The sequence below is a fragment of the Pseudomonas sp. H3_E07 genome, from assembly GCF_054668895.1.
The window spans coordinates 5,240,667-5,265,432 of sequence record NZ_CP162795.1 but is presented as its reverse complement, the minus strand read 5'-3'; the positions used below and the strand labels follow the sequence as shown (position 1 = coordinate 5,265,432).

The 24,766-nt window shown below is 58.9% G+C and carries 33 protein-coding genes, 1 tRNA gene and 1 pseudogene; 24 read left to right on the top strand and 11 right to left on the bottom strand.

Going from position 1 to position 24,766, the window contains the following annotated elements:
• Nucleotides 1-164: 164 nt before the first annotated feature.
• The 14 genes from AB4O08_RS24355 to AB4O08_RS24290 all read left to right on the top strand — a co-directional run bounded on the left by AB4O08_RS24355 (nt 165) and on the right by AB4O08_RS24290 (nt 8,180).
• Nucleotides 165-596 carry a hypothetical protein gene (locus AB4O08_RS24355; RefSeq protein WP_169388688.1) on the top strand — a complete coding sequence of 144 codons (432 nt, stop codon included), beginning with the start codon at nt 165-167 and terminating at the stop codon, nt 594-596.
• 108 nt (nt 597-704) lie between these two features.
• Complete coding sequence (locus AB4O08_RS24350; protein ID WP_460114416.1) at nt 705-1,031, top strand: DUF2388 domain-containing protein; 327 nt, start codon at nt 705-707, stop codon at nt 1,029-1,031.
• 81 nt (nt 1,032-1,112) lie between these two features.
• Nucleotides 1,113-1,586, top strand: coding sequence for a hypothetical protein (locus tag AB4O08_RS24345; protein WP_099491208.1), 474 nt, complete (start codon nt 1,113-1,115; stop codon nt 1,584-1,586).
• Between the two features lie 295 nt (nt 1,587-1,881).
• On the top strand, nt 1,882-2,133 hold the full coding sequence (locus AB4O08_RS24340; RefSeq protein ID WP_457243410.1) for a DUF1654 domain-containing protein: 252 nt from the start codon (nt 1,882-1,884) through the stop codon (nt 2,131-2,133).
• A 427-nt stretch (nt 2,134-2,560) separates the two neighbouring features.
• The gene (locus AB4O08_RS24335; protein WP_460114415.1) at nt 2,561-3,334 is read left to right on the top strand and encodes a hypothetical protein; all 774 of its coding nucleotides are present in this window, start codon (nt 2,561-2,563) and stop codon (nt 3,332-3,334) included.
• Between the two features lie 146 nt (nt 3,335-3,480).
• Nucleotides 3,481-3,747: a hypothetical protein gene (locus tag AB4O08_RS24330; protein ID WP_460114414.1), complete on the top strand. Its 267-nt coding sequence runs from the start codon at nt 3,481-3,483 to the stop codon at nt 3,745-3,747.
• On the top strand, nt 3,725-3,955 hold the full coding sequence (locus AB4O08_RS24325) for a hypothetical protein (protein WP_460114413.1): 231 nt from the start codon (nt 3,725-3,727) through the stop codon (nt 3,953-3,955). The genes AB4O08_RS24330 and AB4O08_RS24325 overlap by 23 nt, the downstream gene beginning before the upstream one ends.
• Nucleotides 3,952-4,179: a hypothetical protein gene (locus AB4O08_RS24320; protein ID WP_460114412.1), complete on the top strand. Its 228-nt coding sequence runs from the start codon at nt 3,952-3,954 to the stop codon at nt 4,177-4,179. The genes AB4O08_RS24325 and AB4O08_RS24320 overlap by 4 nt, the downstream gene beginning before the upstream one ends.
• Before the next feature lie 57 nt (nt 4,180-4,236).
• Nucleotides 4,237-5,364, top strand: coding sequence for a hypothetical protein (locus AB4O08_RS24315; RefSeq protein WP_460114411.1), 1,128 nt, complete (start codon nt 4,237-4,239; stop codon nt 5,362-5,364).
• A gap of 53 nt (nt 5,365-5,417) precedes the next feature.
• Nucleotides 5,418-6,383: a RecT family recombinase gene (locus AB4O08_RS24310; protein ID WP_460114410.1), complete on the top strand. Its 966-nt coding sequence runs from the start codon at nt 5,418-5,420 to the stop codon at nt 6,381-6,383.
• The gene (locus AB4O08_RS24305) at nt 6,383-7,045 is read left to right on the top strand and encodes a lambda exonuclease family protein (protein ID WP_460114409.1); all 663 of its coding nucleotides are present in this window, start codon (nt 6,383-6,385) and stop codon (nt 7,043-7,045) included. Before AB4O08_RS24310 ends, AB4O08_RS24305 begins: the two co-directional genes overlap by 1 nt.
• 2 nt (nt 7,046-7,047) lie before the next feature.
• Nucleotides 7,048-7,290 (top strand): hypothetical protein, encoded by a 243-nt coding sequence (locus AB4O08_RS24300; RefSeq protein ID WP_460114408.1) that lies wholly within the window; start codon nt 7,048-7,050, stop codon nt 7,288-7,290.
• Entirely contained in the window at nt 7,287-7,757 is a 471-nt protein-coding gene (locus AB4O08_RS24295) for a hypothetical protein (protein WP_460114407.1), read from the top strand. The genes AB4O08_RS24300 and AB4O08_RS24295 overlap by 4 nt, the downstream gene beginning before the upstream one ends.
• A 69-nt stretch (nt 7,758-7,826) precedes the next feature.
• Nucleotides 7,827-8,180: a hypothetical protein gene (locus AB4O08_RS24290; protein WP_460114406.1), complete on the top strand. Its 354-nt coding sequence runs from the start codon at nt 7,827-7,829 to the stop codon at nt 8,178-8,180.
• On the opposite strand, the gene AB4O08_RS24285 is transcribed toward AB4O08_RS24290, so the two are convergent.
• Entirely contained in the window at nt 8,169-9,233 is a 1,065-nt protein-coding gene (locus AB4O08_RS24285; RefSeq protein WP_460114405.1) for a hypothetical protein, read from the bottom strand. The genes AB4O08_RS24290 and AB4O08_RS24285 overlap by 12 nt on opposite strands.
• A gap of 83 nt (nt 9,234-9,316) precedes the next feature.
• Here AB4O08_RS24285 and AB4O08_RS24280 point away from each other — a divergent pair, with 83 nt between their 5' ends.
• The 7 genes from AB4O08_RS24280 (at nt 9,317) to AB4O08_RS24250 (ending at nt 14,881) form a co-directional block, all read left to right on the top strand.
• A complete protein-coding gene (locus tag AB4O08_RS24280) occupies nt 9,317-10,267 on the top strand; it encodes a phosphoadenosine phosphosulfate reductase domain-containing protein (protein WP_460114404.1) in 951 nt (316 codons plus the stop codon).
• Nucleotides 10,268-10,639: 372 nt separating this feature from the next.
• Entirely contained in the window at nt 10,640-12,736 is a 2,097-nt protein-coding gene (locus tag AB4O08_RS24275; RefSeq protein WP_460114403.1) for a DNA cytosine methyltransferase, read from the top strand.
• Between the two features lie 330 nt (nt 12,737-13,066).
• Entirely contained in the window at nt 13,067-13,381 is a 315-nt protein-coding gene (locus AB4O08_RS24270; protein WP_460114402.1) for a hypothetical protein, read from the top strand.
• On the top strand, nt 13,378-13,923 hold the full coding sequence (locus AB4O08_RS24265) for a hypothetical protein (RefSeq protein ID WP_460114401.1): 546 nt from the start codon (nt 13,378-13,380) through the stop codon (nt 13,921-13,923). The genes AB4O08_RS24270 and AB4O08_RS24265 overlap by 4 nt, the downstream gene beginning before the upstream one ends.
• Nucleotides 13,924-13,969: 46 nt before the next feature.
• Nucleotides 13,970-14,293 (top strand): hypothetical protein, encoded by a 324-nt coding sequence (locus AB4O08_RS24260; RefSeq protein WP_460114400.1) that lies wholly within the window; start codon nt 13,970-13,972, stop codon nt 14,291-14,293.
• A gap of 49 nt (nt 14,294-14,342) precedes the next feature.
• Nucleotides 14,343-14,660 (top strand): hypothetical protein, encoded by a 318-nt coding sequence (locus AB4O08_RS24255; protein WP_460114399.1) that lies wholly within the window; start codon nt 14,343-14,345, stop codon nt 14,658-14,660.
• The gene (locus AB4O08_RS24250) at nt 14,660-14,881 is read left to right on the top strand and encodes a hypothetical protein (protein ID WP_460114398.1); all 222 of its coding nucleotides are present in this window, start codon (nt 14,660-14,662) and stop codon (nt 14,879-14,881) included. The genes AB4O08_RS24255 and AB4O08_RS24250 overlap by 1 nt, the downstream gene beginning before the upstream one ends.
• Here AB4O08_RS24250 and AB4O08_RS24245 read toward each other — a convergent pair.
• Nucleotides 14,878-15,120, bottom strand: coding sequence for a hypothetical protein (locus AB4O08_RS24245; RefSeq protein ID WP_460114397.1), 243 nt, complete (start codon nt 15,118-15,120; stop codon nt 14,878-14,880). The genes AB4O08_RS24250 and AB4O08_RS24245 overlap by 4 nt on opposite strands.
• A 354-nt stretch (nt 15,121-15,474) precedes the next feature.
• Between AB4O08_RS24245 and AB4O08_RS24240 the strand changes: the two genes are divergently transcribed.
• Together AB4O08_RS24240 and AB4O08_RS24235 are read left to right on the top strand one after the other, a co-directional pair.
• The gene (locus tag AB4O08_RS24240) at nt 15,475-15,711 is read left to right on the top strand and encodes a DUF4224 domain-containing protein (protein ID WP_068936822.1); all 237 of its coding nucleotides are present in this window, start codon (nt 15,475-15,477) and stop codon (nt 15,709-15,711) included.
• 4 nt (nt 15,712-15,715) lie between these two features.
• Complete coding sequence (locus tag AB4O08_RS24235; RefSeq protein ID WP_460114396.1) at nt 15,716-16,780, top strand: tyrosine-type recombinase/integrase; 1,065 nt, start codon at nt 15,716-15,718, stop codon at nt 16,778-16,780.
• A 117-nt stretch (nt 16,781-16,897) separates the two neighbouring features.
• On the opposite strand, the gene AB4O08_RS24230 is transcribed toward AB4O08_RS24235, so the two are convergent.
• A tRNA-Ser gene (locus AB4O08_RS24230) sits at nt 16,898-16,988 on the bottom strand.
• 152 nt (nt 16,989-17,140) lie between these two features.
• Between AB4O08_RS24230 and AB4O08_RS24225 the strand changes: the two genes are divergently transcribed.
• Nucleotides 17,141-17,812 (top strand): Bax inhibitor-1/YccA family protein, encoded by a 672-nt coding sequence (locus AB4O08_RS24225; protein WP_010209655.1) that lies wholly within the window; start codon nt 17,141-17,143, stop codon nt 17,810-17,812.
• A 62-nt stretch (nt 17,813-17,874) separates the two neighbouring features.
• Here AB4O08_RS24225 and murB read toward each other — a convergent pair whose 3' ends face one another.
• The 8 genes and pseudogenes from murB to AB4O08_RS24185 all read right to left on the bottom strand — a co-directional run bounded on the left by murB (nt 17,875) and on the right by AB4O08_RS24185 (nt 24,696).
• Nucleotides 17,875-18,894, bottom strand: a complete 1,020-nt coding sequence (gene murB, locus AB4O08_RS24220) for a UDP-N-acetylmuramate dehydrogenase (RefSeq protein ID WP_010209654.1) — start codon at nt 18,892-18,894, stop codon at nt 17,875-17,877.
• Entirely contained in the window at nt 18,891-19,355 is a 465-nt protein-coding gene (locus tag AB4O08_RS24215; RefSeq protein ID WP_010209653.1) for a low molecular weight protein-tyrosine-phosphatase, read from the bottom strand. The genes murB and AB4O08_RS24215 overlap by 4 nt, the downstream gene beginning before the upstream one ends.
• A gap of 3 nt (nt 19,356-19,358) precedes the next feature.
• Nucleotides 19,359-20,120: pseudogene (gene kdsB / locus AB4O08_RS24210) on the bottom strand (3-deoxy-manno-octulosonate cytidylyltransferase); the annotation flags it as partial.
• Nucleotides 20,117-20,302 carry a Trm112 family protein gene (locus tag AB4O08_RS24205; RefSeq protein ID WP_003174668.1) on the bottom strand — a complete coding sequence of 62 codons (186 nt, stop codon included), beginning with the start codon at nt 20,300-20,302 and terminating at the stop codon, nt 20,117-20,119. The gene AB4O08_RS24205 and the pseudogene kdsB, both read right to left, overlap by 4 nt.
• Nucleotides 20,303-20,326: 24 nt before the next feature.
• Nucleotides 20,327-21,337, bottom strand: coding sequence for a tetraacyldisaccharide 4'-kinase (lpxK, locus tag AB4O08_RS24200; RefSeq protein WP_010209651.1), 1,011 nt, complete (start codon nt 21,335-21,337; stop codon nt 20,327-20,329).
• Complete coding sequence (locus AB4O08_RS24195) at nt 21,337-21,765, bottom strand: ExbD/TolR family protein (protein ID WP_010209650.1); 429 nt, start codon at nt 21,763-21,765, stop codon at nt 21,337-21,339. The genes lpxK and AB4O08_RS24195 overlap by 1 nt, the downstream gene beginning before the upstream one ends.
• Nucleotides 21,762-22,397, bottom strand: coding sequence for a MotA/TolQ/ExbB proton channel family protein (locus tag AB4O08_RS24190; RefSeq protein WP_010209649.1), 636 nt, complete (start codon nt 22,395-22,397; stop codon nt 21,762-21,764). The genes AB4O08_RS24195 and AB4O08_RS24190 overlap by 4 nt, the downstream gene beginning before the upstream one ends.
• A 73-nt stretch (nt 22,398-22,470) precedes the next feature.
• Nucleotides 22,471-24,696 carry a DNA internalization-related competence protein ComEC/Rec2 gene (locus AB4O08_RS24185; protein ID WP_029529109.1) on the bottom strand — a complete coding sequence of 742 codons (2,226 nt, stop codon included), beginning with the start codon at nt 24,694-24,696 and terminating at the stop codon, nt 22,471-22,473.
• Nucleotides 24,697-24,766: the final 70 nt, after the last annotated feature.

The following is a 24,766-nucleotide window of genomic DNA, read 5'->3' as shown; positions in this document are numbered from 1 at the left end:
CGCTTAAGCCCGCCCTCCTTAGCCGAATCCGTCACGGCATATCTTGTTACAACCATTCGCCCGCAGGTACCGCACGCAGAGAACTACAAACTTCTACTCCAGTCCTAATACTAGGCGTGCTTTAAACCGTGAGCGCCTGCTGACAACCCATAGAGGTTCAAAAAATGAAAATGACACTACCCGCCCTAGCTTTGGGTGTCCTCATTTCGCAAGGAGCGATGGCAGCCGGAGATGGCACAGCCGCTCTTGGAGGCGGCGTTGGTGGTGCACTTGGCAACATCGTAGGTCAACAGCTCGGCGGCTCAACGGGAGCGGCGGTAGGCGCCGGCGTAGGTGGTGCTGCGGGCAGCGCTGTCGGTGCTCAGAGAGGCAACAGAGCTGAAGCCGCATTAGGTGGCGGTATCGGCTCGGCTGGTGGCTCGCTCATCGGTAATCGCCTCGGCGGCACGACTGGCTCGACGATCGGTGCAGGTCTAGGCGGCGCTGCGGGTGGCGCGCTTGGAAACAACCTGGCGGATGATGAGAGCAATCATCGGTCGGATGGTAAGAAGCACAAAGGCAACAACAAGCATAAACACAAGAACAAGCATCGTTAGTTTCTGATGCGGTTACATCGAGCCCGGCCCTGCGTCGGGCTTCTTGTTTCTGGCGAGCCACTACCCTGCTATGGTGGCGCCCTTAGATCGCAATGGAAGCAATGAAGCATGGAGTTATGGAAGACACTGGCGATAGCCCTACTGGCATCGGTCAGCACGCAGGCCGCATCAGGTGATGGCGCCAACCCTATCGCTGCCGCGATATTCCTCACAATTTCCGCGCCAACCATTTTAATTGGGGCGACCACATCCCTAACGACCGAGCCGCCAAAGGTTTTCAAGTCAGCTAAGACCGACGCCCTCGCCTACATAGGTTCGGATGGCGAGATTCGCGGCGCCCAGTTTGAGCAAGCGTGCCGACACTACCGATTGAGCTATAGATCGCCCCTCATGTCCGATATGCAACTCGCCCAGGCGATCGTGACTACCTACTGATACAGACCTTTAACCTATCCTCAGCGTCGTGATTCATGCCTCCGGCGTAACCGCCAAACTCATCATCTAGGTCTGCCACCAATGCCTTCCATCGTCTATGCCAATGAGTTCGACATCTGCGTATCAATGTCCGATTTAGTTTCATGGGTAGGGGACGAGCACTCACCCAATGCGGATTTAGAAGCCGCTTTGAGCGCCGCTGGAATCGAGCTAGACATTGCCAAGCTGTACAACCACTACTTCGAAGACACACATATTGGTGCTGGTGACGTTCATGTCTATTCGTCTGCCGTGAGCGAGAGCCTAATGGTCATAGACCTGTATCGAGACCTGACCGATCAACTTGATTTGATTACGGTTTCATTGAAAATTGACAAGCCACTTACCCATTTGGTCCTTCCATTGCTCAGACGATTTTTTGATGCCGCTGAGTGCCAGGTACTTTTCAGTCAATCTACACACTCACAGCGATTGCGCTCACTGACAGATGAGAGCAGGTACCCTTTACCGATGGGGGAGAACGGGTACCGACAACAGATAATTTTCCATAAATGATGCGCACGGCTAATGAGCCACTTCCTTTCACACCCCTTCACAGTCGGGCGCCTATGGTAACCACAGCTCCTAGCGATCATCCCTTTAAGCCCGCTACTCCCCATCGCGGGCTTTTCTTTGTTCGCGATTCAGCGATCCTGGCAACCATCCACCTTTAGCTCATTGCTCCAATGCACACGAGGAAGCCCCCCCCCGCAAAAATATGCATTTGTGCATGAAACTTATTGCCGCCCTCTTGCCAAGGCATGTCAGCACCAATACTGTATATAAATACAGCACTCGCAAGGAGCGAAGAATGCACCAGACGCCCTACCCCACAACCAAACCGAGAAATTCCTACGAGCTTGTGGGCCGCCGCCTTCAAGGATTGATCACCTCTCCCCGGGTACAGCGAATTCAATTGGTCGAGGTTTCCAGACGCGACGACGAAAGCCCTGAAGCCTGGCGCCAGGTCATCCAAGACATCGGCGACACCGCCGGCATTAGCGTCGAGCATTTGGATGACGGTGCCGTCAGGATCGGCTGGCGCCAGTACTGCGACTCATAAAAGAGCCCGCCAATGAGCGGGTTTTTTATCGCCTCCCATAAAATATATGGGAATACCCATTGACGATAAATATGGGATTGCCTATATTTATACCCATCGAGACGCCACAGCGGATCGCCAGAGCCGAAGGCTCGAAGCTCTTTAGCGACACCCCTTGCCGGATCACCACCGGCCCAGATTCAAAGGCAGCGATGAACCGGCCTAAACGGTTCAGAGGGTTGGCAACTGACCCGGGCGTGCAGCGTAAAGCGCCAAGAAAAGTTATCCAGCGGGAAAACAAGCCGAAAGGCCCGCGGCTGGAGTGACATTTGATTCAAGCCGGTGACCGACGCCAGTAGCGGGTTACCGCGGAAGTTTTCACTGATGCACCCAACTGCAGTTCGGTCGGGTGCATTGGGAAAACAACCGATCAAGCACGGAGCACCAAATGAACGAGCAAACACTTCAATCCATGCTGATGGATGGCGTAACCCGATTCACAGACAGCGCCAAGCCAGCAGAAATCATCGATAAGCATGTGGAAAGCATGTTCACCGACATTATCAAAGACAATTTCCGCAGCTACAGCGACATGGGCAAGCTGGTCAGCCAGGCCATTAAAGATGCGCTGCCATCCAACGTGAGCGATCTGTTTGAGCTGACTCGCTACAACGACCTGATCGCTACCGCATTGAAAACACAGTGGGAGTCTTCAGGCGTTACAGGCGAAATGCTCCGTCGTTCGCAAGCAGCGATCGACGATGCGCTGAAAGACGACATCGTGCCGGAATTCGTAAACCTGAGCGATTTGTTGAATGCCTTCATCGAAGAAAACAAAGAGCGTGCAACCGACGAGCAATGGGAGAGCCCGCACATCACCATTCGTGAGGCTGAAAACGACTACATCGGCAGCAGCAAGCACATGCACATCTGCTTTGACCCACAGCCGGAAGAGCGCAGTTCGTCATCTCGATACTCCTCTGGTACCAAGCGCACCGAATGGGAGCTGGCAAATCGGATCAGCATCAGCGTCAAGGGCCAGAACGAGCGGGGCTACGACTTCGGTGAGGTCTACAGCGCGAAGCTGGACGGCGCACCCATTGGCCGCAACTTCATGATTTACAAGAAGTGGGAAAAGCTCACTGCGGCCCTCTACTTCGGTGGTGCGAAGCTGGTGATCGATTGCGACGAGCACGATTTCAGTTATGGCCTGTACGACTGAACAACCAGCGCCATGACAGCCGGGAAAGACCGGCATCTCCCCTTCCCCACCTCTATTACGTCAGCACTCCTCCCCCGCGCCCATCGGCAACCAGCGGGAGGCATGAGTGTTGACGAATACAGGTGAACCAACGAATGGAGTTGACCATGAATCAAAGTCAGCACGCTTACTGCGACGTAGCGCTCGCAATGAATCAGCGCCGCAATATGGCCTTGGCGCTTTGCCTCGGCCTGGTCGGCTCCAGTGCACCGAAGACCTCGCCGCTGTTTCGGGTGATCCCGGCCGGCAATGAGTTCTTCCACGTCGTCGACTCGTCCACCGGCAAGGTGAAGGGGTTTCGCCGCAACCACAACGAAGCCTGCGCCCTGGCTCGGCGCCTGGAGACCCACGATGCCAACCAGCTACGCGGATAGCGCCCAGGCCAGAGAATCCGACAGGCGCTGGGACTTGCCCAACTTTGGCAAGAAGCAGCACGTCGACCTGTTCCACGAGTACACGGCTGACGACCTCGCTGAGCGCGAGGCTCGGCGCATCAAAGAGCGCGCCAGTCTCAAGCTGCGCATAGGTGCCGTTATGGCTCAAATGGAGCTTATCTGCCCGCCAGTAGGAGGTGCCGAATGAACGTCGCACAGCGAGATCATCAGAACGCTGTGAGCTGGATCGAGGGCGAGATCGAAAACATGATCCGCGACCTGGGCAAGCCTAATGCCAGCTCAGCTGCTACATCGTGCGTCACCCTGGCCTTCATGCTGCGCGTTATCGACGACAGCGAACATCGCTACTTCCGCGCTCGCATCGACAAGATTTACGCCAACTACAACGCCTCTATCGTTTCCGCCGCTTAACGGCGCCACCCCACCACAACACTTTCAATGCTGCGCCAGGCGCGGCGAGGGATCGTCATGTCCACAAATCCTAAAAAAGCACCTGCACAAGAATCGCTCGAAATGAGCGAAGCCGAAGAAGCGAAAAAGGCTGTATCCCCTGCCGTGGCGGTGACCGACATCGCTGAATATCGGCCACACGAAGAACAAATCGTTCGCTTGGAAACAACCTACGCGAAGCTGGTCGTTGACTGCTCGACGAGCGAAGGCTTGGCAAATGCGAAGGAAGTCCGCGTCGATATCCGAGACGTGCGCTATGCGCTGGCAAACACCACCAAGACCGCGCTGGTGCCATATCAGCAGAAGGTGAAAGAAGCACAGGCTCGCGTCAACCAAGTTAAGGAGTTCGGTGAAGCGCTGAAAGCTCGCGTCCTAGTGCTTGAAGAGCCAATCGATGAAGCCATCAAGGCCGAAGAGAAACGCGTCGCCGACGCTAAGGCCGAGAAAGAGCGTGTCGAGGCTGAGCGTGTCGAAGCTATCCGGGCGAAAATTACCCGCTTCAGTTCTGTCGCTGCCGCATACGCAAGCCGCAGCGCTGCAGACGTCGCCGGAATTCTGCAAGGCGTTAAGGAGTCGGTCATCCTGCCCGAAGAATATGGCGAATTTGAAGCCGAAGGCACCATCGCTCGCGACAACGCAATTGAGCAGTTGGAAGCGCTACACAAGGCTGCCATTGATCGAGAGGAAGCTGCTGCCAAGCTGCTGGCTCAGCAGAAAGAGTTGGACGAACTGCGCGAGAAGCAACGCATCGCCGACGCTGAGGCTGAAGAACTGCGTAAGCAGCGGGCCGAGGAAGATCGTCTGCGCTTGAAAAAGCAGCAGGACGAGTTGGACCAGCAACGCCGCGACATGGAAGCACAGCAGCGCCAGCAGCGTGAACGTGACGCGCAGTATCAGCGCGACCAGGAAGAGCTGGCCCGTCTGCGCGCCCAAGCTGCCGCGCCGGCCCCGGTCATTGCTACGGTTCCCGTGTCGATCGAAGCGAAGGCCGAGGTCGCACCAGTCAGCTCACAGGCGACCAGCGCTGAACAGGACGATTTGACTACGACCGCGCCGGCAGTTGACGACATTGTCGAGGTTGTAGCGCTGGGCTTTGACGTAGACCTCGAAACCGCTCGCGCCTGGCTTCGTGCCATCCGCTTCTAACCACCCTTTCCATCTCACAGCCAGCAAACCTCATGCTGGCTACGGAGGGCGCTATGACCGATACAGACCCCCAAGCACAGACAGGCCTCGCCACATACCACGATCCATCGCACAACGCGGCAGCGCTCATCCTTGACCCCGGCACCATGAGGTCGATGACTGATCTTGCGACCATGATGGCTGATGGAAAAACGACGGTTCCTGAGCATCTTCGGGGTAACAGGGCCGACTGTATGGCAATCGTCTTGCAGGCAATGCAGTGGCAGATGAACCCATTCGCAGTAGCCCAGAAAACGTTCATCGTGAAGGGTGGCGCACTGAGTTACGAAGCCCAATTGGTCAACGCCGTAATCACATCCAAGGCTCCCACCATCGACCGATTGCACTATGAATGGTTTGGCCCCTGGGAAAACATTGTTGGCAAATTCCTCGTTAAGAAAAACTCGGAAAACAAGGAATATCGCGTGCCTGGCTGGGGCCTGCTCGACGAGGTGGGACTGGGAGTCCGAGTTTGGGCAACCTTCCGTGGGGAGGATGAACCGCGAGTGCTTGAGACGCTCATGGCGCAAGCTCGAACTCGAAACTCCACCCTATGGGCTGACGACCCAAAGCAGCAGATTGCGTACCTCGCCACAAAGAAATGGGCTCGCCTATTTTGCCCTGACGTGATCCTGGGTGTTTACACGCCTGACGAGTTCGAAGGCTCATACGGGAACGAGATTGATATCACTCCTGCTGAGCAAACTGCGAACACCACCGCCGCCGCTGGGGTGTCATTCGGACCCAAATCACCTTCTCCAGAAATCGACGGAGTATTCGCGGACCTGCTGGAAGTTGCAAAGCGCCAGGACATCGACGCTTACGCAGCAGCGTGGGCAGGCCTCAAGCCAAAGCAGCGCGCAGCAATCGGCCTGGAGTGCCATGAAGCACTCAAGAGTATGGCGGCGACCGTCGATGCTGACTTCACGGACATGACCAGCACCAACGGCGACCAGCCACACGCAGAGGAGGCGGCATAGTGAGAACGGAACTTCAGGGCACAGCGAAGTGGCATGCGGACCGATCTGGCCGCGTGACAGCCAGCCGCTTCAAAGATGTGATGGCCTGGGGGAAGCCTGACAAAAATGGGAAGCGCGAGCCAATGGGGGCTCGCACCTCATACATGCGCGAACTTTGCTTCGAGCGACTGGCAAAGAAGTCCAAACATAACGTCAGCAGCGCTTCCCTAAAATGGGGGCACGCTGAAGAACAAAAGGCCCAGGACGCCTACGAAATGCTGACCGGCAACATCGTCCTACCCTCCGAATTCATCGTTCACCCCAAGTACGACTGGCTCGGCTGCTCGCCGGACGGCCTGATAAATGATGATGGGGGCACCGAATCGAAGTGCCCATTCAACGAAGCGATACATATCAGGACTTGGCTGGAAGGAATGCCCGAAGAACACATGCCGCAGGTCCAGGGCTGCATGTTCGTTACCGGCCGCAAATGGTGGGACTTTATTTCGTTCGACTCGCGTCAGGATGAGGATTGTCAGCTCTACATCGAGACGATTTACCGCGACGAAGCCTACATCGCCAACCTGCACAGAGAACTGGTCCAGTTCAACCTGGAGCTGAATCGCATGGTTGATGAGGTAGCGGACAAAGCTCGGGCGCAAGCCCATCGCCTAGGAGCCTGATCATGATCAGTAACCTGAAATCAGACATCGAGTTTCGGCGCGAGAAAGCGCTGGAACTTTCCAGTCAGGTCCGTCGGCACCTGGCAGCGGGCGGAAAATACACCATCGGCGATAGTCCGGCGATCAATCCAGACCCGGCGAAGCGCTCGGAAAAGATCGATCCCGAAACCATACTCAAGCGCCGCAAGCCTCCGATTTCCAGGGCTGAGCGTAAGGCGCTGCGCAAACTCGCGGAGGCCTTATGAGCAAGCGCAAGCCGCATAACCTGCAAACACGCATCGCCCGGTCGTGCCGCTCGCTACTGGCCTCCAACCATGTCGCGGTGGTCAACATCGACCCCAGCGGCCGCCAGGGCATGATCAATTACAAATCGCTGAAGAACATCGCGCCGGGGAAGATTGGCCAGGCCGTTTGCGGTATCCCCCACCGCTGGACGATCTACCTCAGCGCCCTCTGCATCGACGCCCGCGGCGACCGGTACAGCAAGTCGGTTGAGGTGGCACCCGACGGCGTCTATCTCTCCGACCACCTCGAGGACGTAATCGAGCATTGCTACATGAAGCTGCGCGACGAGGCCAATCAAAGCCAGATGGTGGCTTCGGGTTGGATCGCCATACCAGACACCCTGTCGCTGGACGAGGAACACGCCGCGCGTATCTTCGAAGCCATCGGCGCTTGGCACCAGGTGAAGGTCGATTCATGCGCCGCATAGCCCGCATCCAGCAACGCAAACGTCAAACCTGGCTCGCACTGCCGGCCCGCGGAATAGAAGAGGTAGGTCATGGCCAAATCAGTACAGGAACGGTCGGCCAAGGCTGCGCAGAAGCGCCTGGCGGTCGCCGAAAAGGAATTGCGGCACAGGGTCAGGCCGGGTATCGAGCAGGCCATGGAGCGGATCTGCACCAGAGGCAAGACGCCAATCATCAGCGAGGTTTTGCAGATCGCCATCATGAAGATGGACTTGATGGGCGACCACGAGTTGGTTGAGTTCTTGCAGTATCCGCGCCACGAAATCGTGATTAGCGAAAAAGTAGCGCGTGAATTTGAAAAAGCCAGCCGGCGCGAGCTGAGCCGAGATTCGGGTGATGACGGAATGACCGTAAACGACACCAATCTTGATTTTTCACTCCTCTAGTTCTGACGCTTCCCCGAAACCTTTCGTTTGGTTAATAATCATTGCCTGCCTGAGATGTAACGCTTTCTCCGCTTCCTCAAAAACCATCTCGCGCGCATCAGGGTCGGCCCACACTTGCACCAATCTCTCCTTGCGGAAAGCTTCGGGTGAAAGCGGATGCTTCGCGTAGGGATTGTGGTATACGCGAAGGCCGTCTGTTATAGACTCAACAATTTTCCCGCCGCTCGAAACTTCCCGAGTAATACCCTCCGGTGTTTCCCAGTGAGTAGCGATCACGGACATGGGATTTCCAGATAATGCTTCAACTTTACCCCATGTAGCAGTACTACTGAAAACGACAGCGCTAACGTGACTAAATCGATCGCAGTCGAAAAAACCTAGTTCTATTTCCGATCCATTATCTTTCGCTACGCTACCCAAGCTTTTCGACTCGGGCCCATCAGGAAAGCGACTTGGATTCGCCATATACTCATCTTCATCTACATAAAAATCGAACAACAGCGCTTCGATCGCTCGAAAAACCTGCAGATTGAACCAAGGTTGCTCAAACGGAGCGATCGCTATAACAAACGGCTTATCCTTAACATGCTCTAGTTTTGAATACTTATCAAGATAATGGGTCGACTTATTCATAAAGGCATTCGCCAATCGAATAATTGCCACTCGATTCAGCTCATTGAACTTTATCTCCCCAAGCTGGGGCGGAGTAAGAGACTTACTCCACTCCGGGAGGCTGTCTTTCGCTGCGTTAGCAGTTGTAGCTTCCAGCAAAAACTCAGAACCTTTTATCCGCAACACAAAGTCCGGCGCATAATAACTCCAGTCGAACTCCGCCCCAAGCTCACGAAGAGCAGCATGTAAGTAAATCTCCCAGAAACTAGAGTTAAATGTGGTTTGAAACTCTTTTACGAATTTACCGTCCCTATCTGGGAATCCGTCCGCCCATTGCTCTATAACTTTTCGGCAATATTCATTGCTCGGCAGATCTTCGCAAATACGGCGAAAATGTTGGTGAAGCTTATCGCCCCCTATTTGCGGGGTGAATAAATCCACAGCATATCTCCTTGATCCGGCCCCATGCCGGTAACCCGTAATACCCCATATCAACGAATCACGCCAGCCGGCGAGGATCCCCTATGCCTACTCACAACATCGTCAGCATGAGCGGCGGTAAAGACAGCACGGCTACGTTGCTGGTCGCCCGCGAGCTGGAGGTGCCAAACCTCAGCGCTGTAGTGGCTGATACCGGGCATGAGCATCCAGAGACCTACGACTACCTCCACTACTTGGCCGAAGCCACAGGCGTTCCAATCCGCTGGGTGAAGGCTGACTTTTCCAGGCAGATCGCCGGCAAGCGCAAATTCATCGAAACGAAATGGCGCGAAAAGGGTGTTGCCGAATCCGTGGTGCTGGGCGCTCTGGAAGTTCTACACCCAACCGGCAACCCGTTCCTGGACCTGTGCCTTTGGAAAGGCCGATTCCCCAGCACCAAGGCGCGCTTCTGCACCGACGAACTCAAGCGCAATCCAATCATCGAGCAGGTCTACTTGCCGCTTATGGATGGCGAGAACATGCTGCTGTCCTGGCAAGGCGTTCGGGCTGATGAATCGCCGGCCCGCAGGTACCTTGCAGAGTGCGATGAGGTTGGAGGCGGCCTGTTCAACTACCGTCCAATCTTGAAGTGGACGGTTGATTCGGTATTCGAAGCTCACCGGGCAGCCGGTATCAAGCCAAACCCGCTTTACTTGCAAGGCTGCAATCGGGTTGGCTGTATGCCCTGCATCATGTGCGCGAAGGACGAGCTCCGGCAGATCGCGGCCAGGTGGCCAGAGGAAGTTGACCGGGTGCGTGAGTGGGAGCGACTGGTGAGCATTGCCAGCAAGCGAGGAGCGGCTACGTTCTTCGCCACCGTGACCGACCCCACCGTCCGGTCAGATGACAAAGTCAGGGCCGTCACGCACGGAATTGACAGGATCGTCGACTGGAGCAACACCGCGCGCGGCGGCCGCCAGTTCGACATGGTCGACCTGATCGCCCGCACCGATAGCCAGAATAGCTGCTCATCCGCATATGGTCTTTGTGAATAGCCTCAGTACGTCATCCACGTCAAAGCGACCTGACATATCGCTGCGGTAGCAGCACAGCCTGCAGCTAACTTGTTCCACTTCGTTTGTTCATCGGCTGTTTTGAGGATGTCGACTCTGCCTTTGGAAGACTCCTTCGTTAGTAACACGCCAGCCATGCCAGACGAACTCTCATCGTGAATTACCTCGACTGTTGCCGATTTTACCCAGAGTAAACACGACCCTAACGAAAACCCGGCTACAAGAACGGTGAAAACAAGCTTCGTCGATAGCATTTTGTCGCTCCATTGTTTTCAGAAACCTTTACTCCAAAACCGCGCTCCCCGCCAGCCCATCCAAACTCACTGCCCGGGCATGACTCGGCAAGGATCCCCTATGTCCGCACAACAGAAGAAACACCCCTTCGATTTCAAAACCCAATACGGGCTCGGCTTCAACCCTCAGGACGATGAGATCGTTGTCGACTTCTTCTGTGGTGGCGGCGGCGCCGGCACCGGCCTGGAGATGGGCCTGGGCCGCGCGGTGAATGTGGCGAAGAACCACAGCCCTCAAGCCATCAGCATGCACACCATGAATCACCCAGGCGCCAAGCATTTCACCACCGACGTGTTCGATGGTGACCCGGACACCGAATGCGGCGGCAAGGCCGTGGGCTGGTTCCACATGTCGCCGGACTGCACCCACCACAGCCAGGCTGCCGGCGGCCAGCCGCGCAAACGCGAAATCCGCAACCTGTCTTGGATCGGCCTCAAGTGGGGAGGCAAGAAGCGCCCCCGGGTGATCAGCCTGGAAAACGTGAAGCAGATCCTGCAGTGGGGCCGATTGATCGCCAAGCGTGACAAGGCCACCGGGCGGGTGGTGACCCTGGACCAGGTGCCGCACCCGATCAAGAAGGGAAAGACCACCAACCGAATCGCCGCACCGGGCGAGCAAGTGCCGGTATCGAACCAGTTCCTGGTCCCTGATCCGAAGCAGCGTGGCCGCACCTGGCGCCGGTTTGTGGCGCTGCTGGAAGGGATGGGGTATGTCGTGGAGTGGAAGGTGATCAGGGCATGCGACTTCGGTGCACCGACCAGCCGGGAGCGCCTGTTCATGATCGCCCGGTGCGACGGCCAGCCGATCGTGTGGCCTGAGCCGACCCATGCTAAGATCCCCGCCAAAGGCCAGCAGAAGTGGAAGACCGCTGCTGACTGCATCGACTTCACGGACCTGGGCAAAAGCATCTTCGGCCGCAAGAAGGATCTGGCCGACGCAACGCTGCGCCGCGTCGCCAAGGGCATGAAGAAATTCGTCATCGACAGCCCGGCGCCGTTCATTGTGCCGATTGCAAACTGGTCGGGTGAATCCGTGCAGTCTGCCGATGAGCCGCTGCGCACAGTCACCTCCTATCCAAAGGGTGGCGCCTTTTCCGTGGTCAGCCCGGTGATCGCGCCAGCAACGCACCAGGGTAGCGACCGAATCAATGACCCGCTCGACCCACTGCCTACGGTGACCTGCGCGAATCGCGGCGAGCTTACGCTGATCAGTCCCACGCTGATTCAGTCGGGCTACGGGGAGCGCCCAGGGCAAGAGCCACGGGTTCCGGGCGTGGATCAACCGTTGGGCACGGTTGTCGCCGGCGGCGTGAAGCACGCACTGGCTTCGGCCTGTATCGTCCAGGCCGGCCACGGCGAGAGATCCGGCGCAAACAAGCGCCGCTCCCACGGGGTGAATGACATCTGCGGCCCGGTGGGCACCGTCACTGCCAGCGGCGGCGGCCAATCCGTCAGCGCCGCGGTGATGATCCAGGCCAACGGCGGATTCAACACCACGCACGCCAAGGGTATGCACGAACCCATGACGACGGTCACCAACACCGGCAGCCAGCAGCAGTTGGCCGTGGCGAACCTGGTGCACCTGCGTGGCAACTGCGATGCCCGCGACCTCAATGACCCGCTGCACACCGTCAGCGCCGGTGGCCAGCACCACGGGCTGGTCAGCGCATTCATGGAGCGAGTATTAGGCGGGAGCATTGGCCAGGGCCTGGAGGAGCCGGCGCCGACCATTACTGCCGGTGGCGGGGGAAAGAGCTCGCTGGTGTCGCTCACCCTTTCGCCTGAACACGAAGCCGGTGCCCTCCGCGTAGCCGCTTTCCTGATCAGCTACTACGGTACCGAGAACATCAGCGCTTGCGACTCGCCGGCGCCGACGATCACCACCAAGGACCGCCTGGCCATGGTCACAGTGATGGTTAAGGGCACGCCCTATGTGATCGTCGACATCTGCCTGCGGATGCTGAAGCCGACCGAGCTGTACAAAGCCCAAGGCTTCCCGGCCGACTACATCATCAGCCACGGCGCCGACGGCAAGCCGTTCACCAAGACACAACAGGTGCACATGTGCGGCAACAGCGTCAGCCCGCCGCCGATGGCTGCGCTGGCAAGGGCCAACGACCCATGGCGCTCCGAAGAACGCCAAGCACGCGCCGCCTAACCCCTTATCAGGTTGTGTTGTTTTGCTGCGAACGTTGAAAGGTTTGGTACGTCACCTGTTGCCCGATTGGTTGCAATCCAAATCCGTGTCGCCTCCACCTCGAGGCTCTGTTTATTTGCATCCAGCTCAGCCAGAAGAGTTCCAGATATCCGATACCGGCCACATCCGTCGCAGTTCCAATCCTGATAATCGCCAAGTGGAGCAATGTCCTCAGCCGGTTCATTGCAAATTCGACATGCCATTTTCTGCACTCCTTGTGAATGACCATTCAACTGTAGCTGATCCCTCACCATCCTCCACCGCCCGGGCATGGCCCGGCAAGGACTCCCCATGCATACAGAAAACAAACCGGCTGATCCCTTCGGGCCGAATGGCCGCACCTTTCACATTCACCTGAGCGTGCGCGGCGCAATTCGCGACTTCAGCAAGCGCCAGCTCAAGGGTATGTTCCGCATGGATGGACGTGATTGCACCGCTGACGAGGCGAAGGATCACCTGCTCGAAGCGCTGGCCCAGGGCAAGGAAGTACTGCCATTCGGGCCACCATGTGAAGGCTTTGACTTCACGGGTAATGGCTGTCCCGGACACGACAACCCGCCGCTGGGTGTGAATGCCCATGATCTGGTAACGAGGGAGGCTGTATGAGCAGTCAATGGAAACTGGTACCGGTTGAACCGACCGAGACCATGGTAATAAACGGCTTCGAATCGGTTCCAGACGAGTGCTTTTCCGATGAGGAAGTCTGGGAGCAGTACCAAGAGATGAGCGGATGCCAGCAAGCAGCTTTCCGCGCGAAGCTTTGCTGGGCTGCCATGCTCTCAGCCGCCCCCATGCCGCCGCAAGCTGACCTCGATCGCGTCACCGCCGAGCGGGACGCCCTGCAACTCCTGCTCAACCAGCGCGACGAACAGATCGAAACGTTGAAGCGCCAGCCCCAGGGCGAGCCTGTGGCGTGGGAAGTGACCGGCGGTGGAGTTAAGCCAGGATTGTTCACATACAAACCTGGGTGGGCCGTTGAAGACCCCGCGTACGAAGTGCGAGCGCTGACCTACGCCGAGCAGCCCGCGCCGGTAGCGGTTGGTCTGCCTGTCGATCCTGAGCGCGAGCGCCTGATGGAAATCGTTCAGCAATACCCAAACGGCGATCCGCTCGAATACGACGCCGCAGTTCGAACACTCCGTAAGTAACCCCTCCCCCTTCAAAGTCAGCCGCTATAGCGGCAAGGAACCCGGTATGCCTGAAGAAACCGTTTTGATCCAGCCGCTGCCCGTTGAGCGTGACGAACATGGCTACTGGACCCACCCGGCCTGGCCATCCACCGAAGACGAGTTGATCCCATACGCCTGGTTTGACTCGCGCGGCCTGGAAGTACGCGAACTGGCTTTCGAATACGACGCGTCAGAGGACGTGCAGGCGTCTTGGCTTGCTGAAGGTATCGCCGACTGTGCAGCCTGGAACCCCACCAATCCTCCTGGCGATGGCTGGTTCATCTTCTCGATTCACGATACCGACGACGGCCCTATGTGCGTGTGGGTACGCAAGCGGGTGACGCCATGATCGCCACCCTCTGGTTCGCCTAAGTGTTCATCTGCAAGGGGCCAAGGCCATGACGCAGACAATGCAGGATCAATTCGAGCAGGCATTCAGCGACGATAACGGCAAGTTGCCCGTGGCGTTCATCAAGCTGCAGCGCCTGGGCGATAGCTACAGCTTGCCGCGCGTTGCTCGAGCCTGGTACTGGTTCAAACGCTCTCGGGAAACTCTGGTGGTGGCCCTGCCCACAGTTGGCCCTTCGCCGGAACCGCCAGAAGATGCCATCGACGACAGCTTCCTTGATGCCCACCACGCAAAGATCCGCATGCGTAACGGCTGCTTCATGGCCATTAAAGCGGCCGGTATTACAATCGCGGGGGAGTCGAATTAATGAGCGACGAACTGAAACCATGTCCTGAGTGCGCAAGCGACAACCTGGAACTGGACAGCAGCTGCAGCGCCGGGCTGAGCTGGGTGATCTGCCGCGACTGCGACTTCACCCTGCAAAAGAAGGTGCCCGAGGAAAACATCTGGCGGCACTGGAACAAGCTGAAGAAAACGCAGAAGCCCTATCCCCAATCCCCCTACATGCCTGGCGGTGAGCCGGCTTAAGGCAGTTGGCTGTCGATCCAGCGCTCAGCAGCGGCGATAGCTTCGTCCAGTGCCGCTGGATAATCAGGCCATGGCCCTTCCAGTACAGCGGCAACTTCGCCCAAGCCGTCGATTGGAGCGGGCTCGATGATCTTGGCCGCCACAGGGGCGTCATCGTTCGGGCGTCGCCAGTCGAACTTGAGGAACATCGTGTGACCCCGATATGCGTGGGCAATCGGAACATCTATTTGGTGTGACACACGCCCTCCTGGCAAGTGAATGGGTTGATTCCCTGTTTTACACCCATCAAAGCAACTCAGATATCTAGGCAAAACGCCATTACTCCATCCCCCTGCATGCCTGCCGGTGAGCATCAAGGCTGTTTCTTGCTCTTCGCCAACCCACAAACCATCAAAACCAAACCGGTAATCCACAGGACTGGCGCAGTGATCGCAATGCCGCAGATTACCAACGGGATCCCAGTTAAAAACAAAGGATTTCTAAACGCCTTATCCATTTCGCGCCACCTGTAAGAATTTTTCTCATTAAAGCACAAGTGCCTGCCGCAAAGCGGTGGGCCACTTTCTGCCGCCCAGCGCGGCAAGGACACCACTATGGAAATTCAAAGCGAAACCCTTGCCGAGGAAGAGATCGCGGCAATCACCGGTTACATGATCCCGTCAGGCCAGATCGCCTGGCTCAATCGAAACGGCTGGAAGTATGTGCTGACCCGCGCGCGCCGACCTGTAGTAGGCCGCGTCTACGCCCGCATGAAACTGGCAGGCGTAAAACCATCAGCAGAGAATGTCGCGGCCGAAGCCTGGTCACTGGATCTGTCAAAAGTAGGATAAATCGATGCGAGCAAAAAAGGCGGCGAACAGGGACCTGCCGCCGCGAATGATTCGGCGCGTGCGCACGCTGAAAGGCGGTAAAGAGTGGGTTGGGTACTACTACGACGGGAGGAATGAAGACGGGAAGCGGGTAGAGATCCCGCTCGGGGGTGACTTGGACATCGCCAAGGCTGAATGGGCAAAGCTCGATTGCAAGCCGGTACCGAAGAAGAACGCTCTGCTGGGCCAAGTGTTTGACCGGTACGAACGGGAGATCATCCCGGGCAAGGCGCCCAAAACGCAAAGCGATAACCGACTGAGCCTGAAACAGCTGCGCAATGTGTTCAGTGACGCGCCTATCGATGCGGTTACGCCGCAGATTATTGCGCAGTACCGCGACAGTCGCACCGCCAAGGTTCGAGCCAACCGGGAGATCTCCCTGTTGTCACACATCTACAACATCGCACGCGAGTGGGGACTGACTAAGGCCAACCCCGCCGCCGGTGTGCGCAAGAACAAAGAGGCGCCGCGCGACTTCTACGCCAGCGAGGAAATCTGGAGCGCCGTATACGCGGTGGCAGCCTCAGAGCTGCGCGATGCAATGGATCTGGCATACCTGACTGCCCAGCGCCCGGCTGACACGCTGTCAATGCGGGAGGCCGACGTGGTTAACGAGTTCCTGCAGGTATCCCAAGGCAAGACGTCCAAGAAGCTGCGGATCCGCCTGACGGCCGCCGGTGCGCTGAATGATTTGGGCATGCTGGTTGAGCGCCTGATTGCGCAGAGACGCGCGCGAGGGGTTCGAAACCCTTATCTGATCGTCACGGAGGACGGGAGGCAAGTGACCAAGCACATGCTGCGACTGCGTTTTGACGATGCGCGCGACAAGGCAATCGTCATCGCCAGGGGCGCAGGCGATGGAGTGTTGGCCGCGAGTATTCGGCAGTTCCAGTTCCGTGACATCCGCCCGAAAGCGGCCAGCGAAATCCTGGACCTGGGTGATGCCAGCCGACTGCTGGGGCATACCGACAAACGCATAACCGAGACGGTTTACAGGCGTGTCGGGGAGATCGTGAAACCGACCCGCTGACATCGAGTTGCGGAAACTGCCTGAAATGATGCGGAAACGATTAGGTGTTTAACTGAAAGCATCGTCAAACCCCAGAAACACAAAAGCCCCGCTAGTGCGGGGCTTTCGTTTGAATCTTGGCGGGAAACCAGGGATTCGAACCCTGGAGACGCTATTAACGTCCGCCGGTTTTCAAGACCGGTGCATTCAACCACTCTGCCAATTTCCCTTGTGCATCACAGGATTATAGTAGCCCATCCCGTCTCAGCGGGCGCCATAATACCCGAATGAAACACACTGTCAAACTCTTGCCATCGCTTGTTACAGAGCGTCTGTTATGATCTTTGCGACTGAACGTTTCAAAATCGAAGGAGTGTCGCCATGCGCGAACAGAATTACGCAGTGAATGGTAACGCGCAGGCTGAGCAGCTTGAAGTCAGCCGCGTGTTGCGCAACACCTATGGCTTGCTCGCCCTTACCCTCGCATTCAGCGGCGTGATGGCGTTCGTGGCCCAGCAGATGCGTGTCGGCTACCCGAATATCTTTGTCGTGCTGATCGGCTTCTATGGTCTGTTCTTCCTGACCAACAAGCTGCGTGACTCGGCCTGGGGCCTGGTGTCGGCGTTTGCCTTGACCGGTTTCATGGGCTTTATCCTCGGCCCGATCCTCAACCGTTACCTCGGCATGGCTGGCGGCGCGGAAGTGGTCAGCTCGGCGTTCGCCATGACGGCGCTGGTGTTTGGTGGTCTGTCGGCCTACGTGCTGATCACCCGTAAGGACATGAGCTTCCTGGGTGGCTTCATCACCGCTGGTTTCTTCGTGCTGCTGGCGGCGGTGGTTGCGGGCATGTTCTTCCAGATCAGCGGCCTGCAACTGGCGATCAGCGCAGGTTTCGTGCTGTTCTCCTCGGTGTGCATCCTGTTCCAGACCAGCGCAATCATCCATGGTGGCGAGCGTAACTACATCATGGCGACCATCAGCCTGTATGTGTCGATCTACAACCTGTTCATCAGCCTGTTGCAGATCTTCGGCATCATGAGCCGTGATGACTGATTGTTAACGCAATAAAAAATGCCCCGCATCCAAAGATGCGGGGCATTTTTGTTTCAAGGGACTTAATACTGGTTGGGCTCCATTTCCAGATCAACCTTGAAACGCTCAGCGATGTCGCGCTGGATACGCTGGGCCAAGTTCGCAATATCGTGCCCCGTGGCATCGCCATAGTTGACCAGCACCAACGCCTGCAACTTGTGTACGCCAGCATCGCCGTCGCGAAAGCCCTTCCACCCCGCCTTGTCGATCAGCCAGCCGGCCGCGAGCTTCATCTGCCCATCCGCCTGCGGGTACGCCACCAGGTCCGGATACACCGCTTGCAGCTCAGCCGCCAGCGCCTGGGACACCAGCGGGTTCTTGAAGAAGCTGCCGGCATTGCCCAGTTCTGCCGGGTCCGGCAGTTTTTCCCGGCGGATGCTGCAGATCGCGCGGCTGACGTCACTCGGCGTCGCCTCGGTGATCCCCTGCCCCGCCAGGCGCTGTTGCACCGGCCCGTAGTCGAGTTTCAGGTGGCTGGCGCGACTCAGGGCAAAGCGCACGCGCAGGATCAGCCAGCGTCCGGTTTCGTGTTTGAACAGACTGTCGCGGTAGGCAAAGTTGCACTCGTCCAGGCTAAAGTCGCGCAGCTCGCCGGTGTGGCGATCCAGAGCAGTCAGGCCGGCAAATACATCCTTGATCTCCACGCCGTAGGCGCCGATGTTCTGCATCGGGGCTGCACCGACGGTGCCGGGGATAAGGCTGAGGTTTTCCAGGCCGCAGAAGCCCTGTTCCAGGGTCCACAGCACGAACGGATGCCAGGCTTCGCCGGCTTCGGCTTCGACCACCACCTGCGTGCCGTCGTCATGCAACACACGGATGCCTTGGGTAGCCATGCGCAGGACCAGCGCCGGAATGTCCTGAGTCAACAGCAAGTTGCTACCACCGCCGATCACCAACAGCGGCACCGCGTGCACCGCTGAATAGGCCAGCGCCTCACGGACGTCATCATCGCTGTGGGCCTCGGCAAACAACTGGGCACTGACATCAATGCCAAAGCTGTTGAATGGCTTGAGCGATACCTGCGCAAGCACTTGCAAGGTCATAACCGCCCCTTCAATTCGATCACCAATAAATCACAGGCGCGTTCGATCAGGTCCAGGACCCGTTCGAAGCCTTGTTCACCTTCGTAATACGGGTCCGGCACTTCGTCAACTTCGGCGTCGTAGCGGCGCAGGAAAAGGTCCAGCTCCGCCTTGCCCTGGCCCGGTTGCAGGGCCTTGAGGTTGCGCAGGTTGCTGTGATCCATGGCCAGGATCAGGTCATAACGCGCAAAGTCGGCGCGAGACACCTGCTGGGCACGCTGGGCGGACAGATCGTAGCCGCGCACCAACGCCGCACGCTGACTGCGTTGATCCGGCGGGTTGCCGACATGCCATTCACCCGTCCCTGCAGACGCTACTTCCACCTGCCCCGCCAGCCCCGCTTCGCGCAATTTATGACGCAGTACGCCTTCTGCTGTGGGCGAACGGCAGATGTTGCCCAGGCAGACAAACAGAACCTCCATCAGGCCCCCCAGCAGGCGACGGACGCGCTCAAGGTCTTCCGGGGTATCGACACCGGCCGGCGGTGCTTCCAGCGCATCGCCCACATGGATACGCACGCCGTGCCACAGGGCCCGCAGTTGCTCCAGGGATTCAGTGTTTTCCAGCCAGCACGGGCCCCAGCTGACGAAGTCATGCAGGAAACCGGCGCGGTAGGCGTAAATGCCGATATGGCGACGGTAAGGCACGCCTTCCGGCAATACGTCAGGTTTCTTGGCGAAGGCGTCGCGCGCCCAAGGCAAGACCGAGCGGCTGAACGTCAGCGCCAGGCCGTTGATGTCGCTGACCACTTTCACCACATTGGGGTTGAACAGGGTCTCGATGTCTTCGATCGGCTCGGCGAGGGTCGCCATGCGCGCTTCGCCATGGGCGGCCAGGTTGGCAGCGACCTGGTCGATCACGCTGGGCGGGATCAGGGGTTCGTCACCCTGTACGTTGACCACGATGGCGTCCGGTGCCAGGCCAAGCTGGGTGGCAACTTCAGCCAGGCGATCGGTGCCGGAGTTATGGTCTTCGCGGGTCAACACCGCCTCGGCGCCAAACCCCTTGCAGGCTTCGATGATGCGCGGATCGTCGGTGGCCACCACCACACGCTCGGCGCTGCTTTTGCAGGCCTGTTCCCACACCCGCTGGATCATCGGCTTGTCGCCGATGAGTTGCAGCGGCTTGCCCGGCAAACGGGTCGATGCGTAGCGGGAAGGAATGACAACGGTAAAGGCGGTGGTCATTTATCCAGACGCTCGTCGGTGGTCAGGGTGCGGGCTTCGCTTTCCAGCATCACCGGGATGCCATCGCGGATCGGGTAAGCCAGGCCGGCGCCTTTGCTGATCAGCTCGGTTTTGTCGGCGCTGAGCTTGAGCGGGCCTTTGCAGATCGGGCAAGCGAGGATGTCGAGCAGTTTGGTGTCCATGAGTGGTTCCTGGAAAGCAGCAGTTTAAGGCAAAAGACGGGCAGGCAGCAGACGCATCAGCTGCGTGTCGAACCAGGCGATGAACGCCCGCGACGGCAGTGCATCCACCGCAAGGTACCACCAGTCGGGCTGGGCAAAGGCGCGGCACTTCACCGCGTCCTTCTCGGTCATGACCAGCGGCAATGACGGCGTAAAATTCAGGACCTCAGCGCTGTAGGGCGCGTGGTCGGCAAATGCATGGGGTATCGGCTGCCAGTGTAGCGTTTCAAGGGTATTGAAGAAACGTTGCGGGTTGCCAATACCGGCGACCGCATGCACCGGCTGGCCGGCGGGAAAATGATCCACCGGCTGCCGCTCGCCGGTCAGCAGGTTGACCAGTGCCGTGGGTTGCAAGCGAAAGGCGAAACCATCGTCTCGATCACTGACGGCGCCGTTGTACAGCAACGCGTCGACACTCTGCAGCCGCTCCACCGGCTCACGCAACGGCCCCGCCGGCAGGCAACGACGGTTGCCCAGGCCGCGGGCGGCGTCGATCAGGACCAGTTCAAGGTCACGGGCCAGGCGGTAGTGCTGCAGGCCGTCGTCGGAAAGGATCAGGTCCACGGTTTCGCTGGCCAGCAGCGCCTGGACTGCATGGCTACGATTGGGGTCGATCACCAACGGGACGCCGCAGCGCTGCACGATCAACAAAGGCTCGTCACCCGCCACTTCGGCGCTATGGCTGGCTTCAACCCGCCATGGCAACTGTGGCGGCTTGGCGCCATAACCGCGGCTGACCACCCCCACGCGCAAGCCGCTGCGTCGACAATGTTCGATCAACCACAGGATCAATGGCGTCTTGCCAGTGCCACCCACGGTGATATTACCGACCACCACCACCGGCACCGGCGATTGATAGATCTCGCCCTCACCCGCCAGGAAGCGCGCACGCTTGCGCTGCACAACCCCACGGTACAAGGACTCCAGCGGGCGCAGCAGCGTGAGTGCCGGATGGCCCTCGTACCAGGCCTTGAGCAAACGATCGGACATGGCCATCAGGGTTGGCCCGCCGCCTCGACGGTGGTCATGCGCAGATGACTGAAGCCGAGCTTTCCGGCGGCGTCCATCGCGGTGATCACGGCCTGATGCTGGGTCTTGCCGTCGGCACTGATGGACAGTGGCAGCTTGGTGTCGCCGCCGGACTCTTTCTGCAAGGCGTCCATCAGGCTGGCCAGGTCGTTTTTCTCAAGCAACTGGTTGTTCACCGAAAACACCCCGTCGGCGCTGATGGCGATGTCCAGTTGCTTGACTTGCTGGTCTTCGGCCGGCGAGCCGCTCACGGCTTCCGGCAGGTCGACGCGCAGCTCGGTCTGCCGGGTGAAGGTGGTGGTGACGACAAAAAACAGCAGCAGGATAAACACCACGTCAATCAGCGACGCGAGGTTGATATCGACGTTTTCCCGTTGCTTGCGGCGAAATTTCACGCTTTGCCCCCAACCAGGTCGACGTCACGGTCGCCTTGCACCACTTCCACCAGCTTGATGGCTTCCTGTTCCATGCCGACCACCAGCTCATCAATGCGACGTTGCAGGAATCGGTGGAAGAACACCGAAGGAATACCCACCATCAAGCCTGCGGCTGTGGTGATCAGCGCTTTGGAGATACCGCCGGCCAGTACGGCCGCGTTGGTGGTCATGCCGGCGCCCATGAATGAGCTGAAAATATCGATCATGCCCAGCACTGTGCCGAGCAAGCCGAGCAACGGCGCCATCGCGGCGATGGTGCCGAGAGCATTGATATAACGCTCAAGCTCATGAATGACGCGGGCGGCGGCCTCTTCGATGCACTCCTTCATGATCTCGCGACCGTGCTTGGAGTTGGCCAGGCCTGCAGCAAGGATTTCACCCAACGGGGAGTTGGCGCGCAGTTCCTTGAGCTTTTCCTTGTCCAGTTGCTTGTTCTTGATCCAACCCCAGACCTGCCCCAGCAGATGCTCGGGGGTCACGCGGCTGGCGCGCAGGGTCCACAGGCGTTCGGCGACGATGCCGAGTGCGGCGATAGAGCTCATGATGATCGGCAACATCATCCAGCCGCCGGATTTGACCAATTCCCACACAGTGAATGTCCCCTCGAAAAAGTGCGCCACTTTACCATATAGGTGCGTAGACCACAGACCCCATCGGCCTCGGCTAAGGTAACCGCTCGCGCCAGAACCGGCGTTGACTGCGCGCAACAACCGGCGCCGCGAAAGCCCCTAATCGCAGACGCACGGCGCCCTGCTCGGCAGAGTCATACACCTGGCTGCCCAACCGCTGGTAACGCGCCATCACCTGCGGATGGGGATGGCCGAACGCGTTGCTGCGCCCACGCGAGATCAGCACAGATCGCGGCGCAAGCCGTTCCACAAAGGGCCAGGACGAAGAACTGCGACTGCCATGGTGCGGCGCCTGCAGCCAATCGGTGGGCACAGCAAGGGGGGACGCGAGCATGGCCTGTTCGGCTGCGCGGTCAATATCACCGGTCAGCAACAGGCGCTCACCCTTGGCCTGCACCTGCAAAACGCAGGACTTCGCGTTGCCGCTGATAGCGTCAGGCCATTGCCAGAGTTCGAAGGTCACGCCATCCCAGGTCCAGCGCTCGCCACTGACGCAAGGCTGGGTGCCGAGCGATATTGGCAGGCCTTCGGTCTCTCCGCCCACCACGCGCTTGATCGGCATGCCTTTGGCAATGGCTGCTGCGCCACCGGCATGATCGGCGTCGGCGTGGCTGAGCAGCAGCATGTCCAGCTCCCCTATCCCGAGTTTTCGCAAAGATGGCAGTACCACGCGGGCCCCCAGGTCAAAGGCTCCGGAGCGCGGGCCGGCGTCGTACAGCAAGGTGTGATGGCGGGTACGCAAAATCAGCGATTGCCCCTGGCCGACGTCAAGCTGCGTCACCTCCACCTGCCCGTCAGGCACCGGCGCTCGCGGTGGAAACACCGCCAGCAACAGCATCGGCCAGCCCAGCACACGAAACGGCACGCCCTTGGGCAGCAGGAGCAACGTGGCGCCCAGCAGACTCACCAGCCAATACCCCGGCGGTACTTCGGCCGGAATCCAGGCCGGCATCCGCCCGGCGAGCCACGCCAAGCCGTTAAACAAGGCATCCAGCGCCCCTCCCGCCAGCCAGAGCAATCCTTCCCCCACAAACGGCAGCACCAGCAATGCGCTGCCCAACAGGGCCAACGGCAATACCACCAGGCTGATCCATGGCACCGCCACCAGGTTAGCGAATGGTGCGCTCAGGCTGATGGGCAACCCCAACACCAGCAAGACCGGAAACAACCCGATGGCAATCAACCACTGCGGCCGGGTCCAGGCCTGCCATAGGCTCCAGGGCCCCAGCCGTCCGCCAAACGCCAGGATCAGCACCGCCACCGCCGCAAATGACAGCCAGAAACCCGGCTGCACACTGGCCAATGGTTCCAGGACCAGCACCCCATTGAGCGCCAGCAACAACGGCCGCCACAGCCCGAGATGACGCAAGCGCCATCGCCACAACAATACCAACCCAACCATCACACAGGCGCGCTGTACCGGCACGCCAAACCCGGCCAGCAAGCCATAACCCAATGCCGTGGTGAACGCCAGCCCACAGGCCCACGGCAGCCACGGCCAGGTTCGAGGCCAGAACCCATAGCGCGCCAGGCCGGCGATCAATCCGTAGATCAAGCCAGCGAGCAAGCCGATGTGCTGGCCGGAGATGACCAGCAGGTGCACAGTGCCGGTGTCCTGCAGTACCTGCCAATCAGCCGCCGCCAATCCAGAGCCATCGCCCAACACCAAGGCAATCAGGCCTGCCTCCCTGCCTTGGGCATCTACCGCCAGCAGGCGCTGACGCACACTGTCACGCCAGGCGGCGGTAGCCGGGGCCAGGCGCTCTCCGTCCTTTACCGTACCCGTGGCGCCGATGCGCTGGGCGAGCAGCCAGGCCTCCTGATCAAACCCATGAAAGTTCAGCAACCCGGCCGGCCGCTTGAGGGTGATTGCCAGGCGCCAGCGTTCACCGCTGCGCACGGGCGGCCCACCGCGCCAGGACACCCGGATGCGCTTGGGCAACCGAGCGTTACGCGACCGACTGTCGGTGAGTACGAAGCGCACGCCATCGCCCGTCTGTTGCGGCAGCCCGCTGACCTGCCCTTCCACCCAGCGTGTTTGCCCCTCCAGCGCGGGCCTGAGACGGTCATCCAGCGCCCACTGCGCGCTGATACAGGCCCAACTCAGCCCCAACAGAAAAAACGCCAAGGGATAAGTGCGAAACGGCAACAGCATCAAGGCCAACACCAGCAGGGCGATCAGCCAACCGGTCGGCGGCAATGCCGGTAAAAAGCGCAAGGCCAGCAACCCCAGCGCAAACGCGAACATCCCTGTCCTCATGGATCCTCCTTTTCGAGTGATCCACTCAGTCTTAGCCGGTTGTCCAATACGGCCTATGATGTTTTGTCAC

What these genes read in the sequence shown, in the direction of transcription:
- AB4O08_RS24270 (WP_460114402.1), top strand. Translation starts at nt 13,067, where the DNA reads ATGCATACAGAAAACAAACCGGCTGATCCCTTCGGGCCGAATGGCCGC.
- lpxK (WP_010209651.1), bottom strand. Translation starts at nt 21,337, where the DNA reads ATGGCCATGTCCGATCGTTTGCTCAAGGCCTGGTACGAGGGCCATCCG.
- murB (WP_010209654.1), bottom strand. Translation starts at nt 18,894, where the DNA reads ATGACCTTGCAAGTGCTTGCGCAGGTATCGCTCAAGCCATTCAACAGC.
- AB4O08_RS24235 (WP_460114396.1), top strand. Translation starts at nt 15,716, where the DNA reads ATGCGAGCAAAAAAGGCGGCGAACAGGGACCTGCCGCCGCGAATGATT.
- AB4O08_RS24260 (WP_460114400.1), top strand. Translation starts at nt 13,970, where the DNA reads ATGCCTGAAGAAACCGTTTTGATCCAGCCGCTGCCCGTTGAGCGTGAC.
- AB4O08_RS24275 (WP_460114403.1), top strand. Translation starts at nt 10,640, where the DNA reads ATGTCCGCACAACAGAAGAAACACCCCTTCGATTTCAAAACCCAATAC.
- AB4O08_RS24350 (WP_460114416.1), top strand. Translation starts at nt 705, where the DNA reads ATGGAGTTATGGAAGACACTGGCGATAGCCCTACTGGCATCGGTCAGC.
- AB4O08_RS24300 (WP_460114408.1), top strand. Translation starts at nt 7,048, where the DNA reads ATGATCAGTAACCTGAAATCAGACATCGAGTTTCGGCGCGAGAAAGCG.
- AB4O08_RS24280 (WP_460114404.1), top strand. Translation starts at nt 9,317, where the DNA reads ATGCCTACTCACAACATCGTCAGCATGAGCGGCGGTAAAGACAGCACG.
- AB4O08_RS24345 (WP_099491208.1), top strand. Translation starts at nt 1,113, where the DNA reads ATGCCTTCCATCGTCTATGCCAATGAGTTCGACATCTGCGTATCAATG.
- AB4O08_RS24225 (WP_010209655.1), top strand. Translation starts at nt 17,141, where the DNA reads ATGCGCGAACAGAATTACGCAGTGAATGGTAACGCGCAGGCTGAGCAG.
- AB4O08_RS24255 (WP_460114399.1), top strand. Translation starts at nt 14,343, where the DNA reads ATGACGCAGACAATGCAGGATCAATTCGAGCAGGCATTCAGCGACGAT.
- AB4O08_RS24215 (WP_010209653.1), bottom strand. Translation starts at nt 19,355, where the DNA reads ATGGAGGTTCTGTTTGTCTGCCTGGGCAACATCTGCCGTTCGCCCACA.
- AB4O08_RS24265 (WP_460114401.1), top strand. Translation starts at nt 13,378, where the DNA reads ATGAGCAGTCAATGGAAACTGGTACCGGTTGAACCGACCGAGACCATG.
- AB4O08_RS24325 (WP_460114413.1), top strand. Translation starts at nt 3,725, where the DNA reads ATGCCAACCAGCTACGCGGATAGCGCCCAGGCCAGAGAATCCGACAGG.
- AB4O08_RS24240 (WP_068936822.1), top strand. Translation starts at nt 15,475, where the DNA reads ATGGAAATTCAAAGCGAAACCCTTGCCGAGGAAGAGATCGCGGCAATC.
- AB4O08_RS24330 (WP_460114414.1), top strand. Translation starts at nt 3,481, where the DNA reads ATGAATCAAAGTCAGCACGCTTACTGCGACGTAGCGCTCGCAATGAAT.
- AB4O08_RS24340 (WP_457243410.1), top strand. Translation starts at nt 1,882, where the DNA reads ATGCACCAGACGCCCTACCCCACAACCAAACCGAGAAATTCCTACGAG.
- AB4O08_RS24250 (WP_460114398.1), top strand. Translation starts at nt 14,660, where the DNA reads ATGAGCGACGAACTGAAACCATGTCCTGAGTGCGCAAGCGACAACCTG.
- AB4O08_RS24335 (WP_460114415.1), top strand. Translation starts at nt 2,561, where the DNA reads ATGAACGAGCAAACACTTCAATCCATGCTGATGGATGGCGTAACCCGA.
- AB4O08_RS24355 (WP_169388688.1), top strand. Translation starts at nt 165, where the DNA reads ATGAAAATGACACTACCCGCCCTAGCTTTGGGTGTCCTCATTTCGCAA.
- AB4O08_RS24185 (WP_029529109.1), bottom strand. Translation starts at nt 24,696, where the DNA reads ATGAGGACAGGGATGTTCGCGTTTGCGCTGGGGTTGCTGGCCTTGCGC.
- AB4O08_RS24295 (WP_460114407.1), top strand. Translation starts at nt 7,287, where the DNA reads ATGAGCAAGCGCAAGCCGCATAACCTGCAAACACGCATCGCCCGGTCG.
- AB4O08_RS24315 (WP_460114411.1), top strand. Translation starts at nt 4,237, where the DNA reads ATGTCCACAAATCCTAAAAAAGCACCTGCACAAGAATCGCTCGAAATG.
- AB4O08_RS24310 (WP_460114410.1), top strand. Translation starts at nt 5,418, where the DNA reads ATGACCGATACAGACCCCCAAGCACAGACAGGCCTCGCCACATACCAC.
- AB4O08_RS24320 (WP_460114412.1), top strand. Translation starts at nt 3,952, where the DNA reads ATGAACGTCGCACAGCGAGATCATCAGAACGCTGTGAGCTGGATCGAG.
- AB4O08_RS24290 (WP_460114406.1), top strand. Translation starts at nt 7,827, where the DNA reads ATGGCCAAATCAGTACAGGAACGGTCGGCCAAGGCTGCGCAGAAGCGC.
- AB4O08_RS24205 (WP_003174668.1), bottom strand. Translation starts at nt 20,302, where the DNA reads ATGGACACCAAACTGCTCGACATCCTCGCTTGCCCGATCTGCAAAGGC.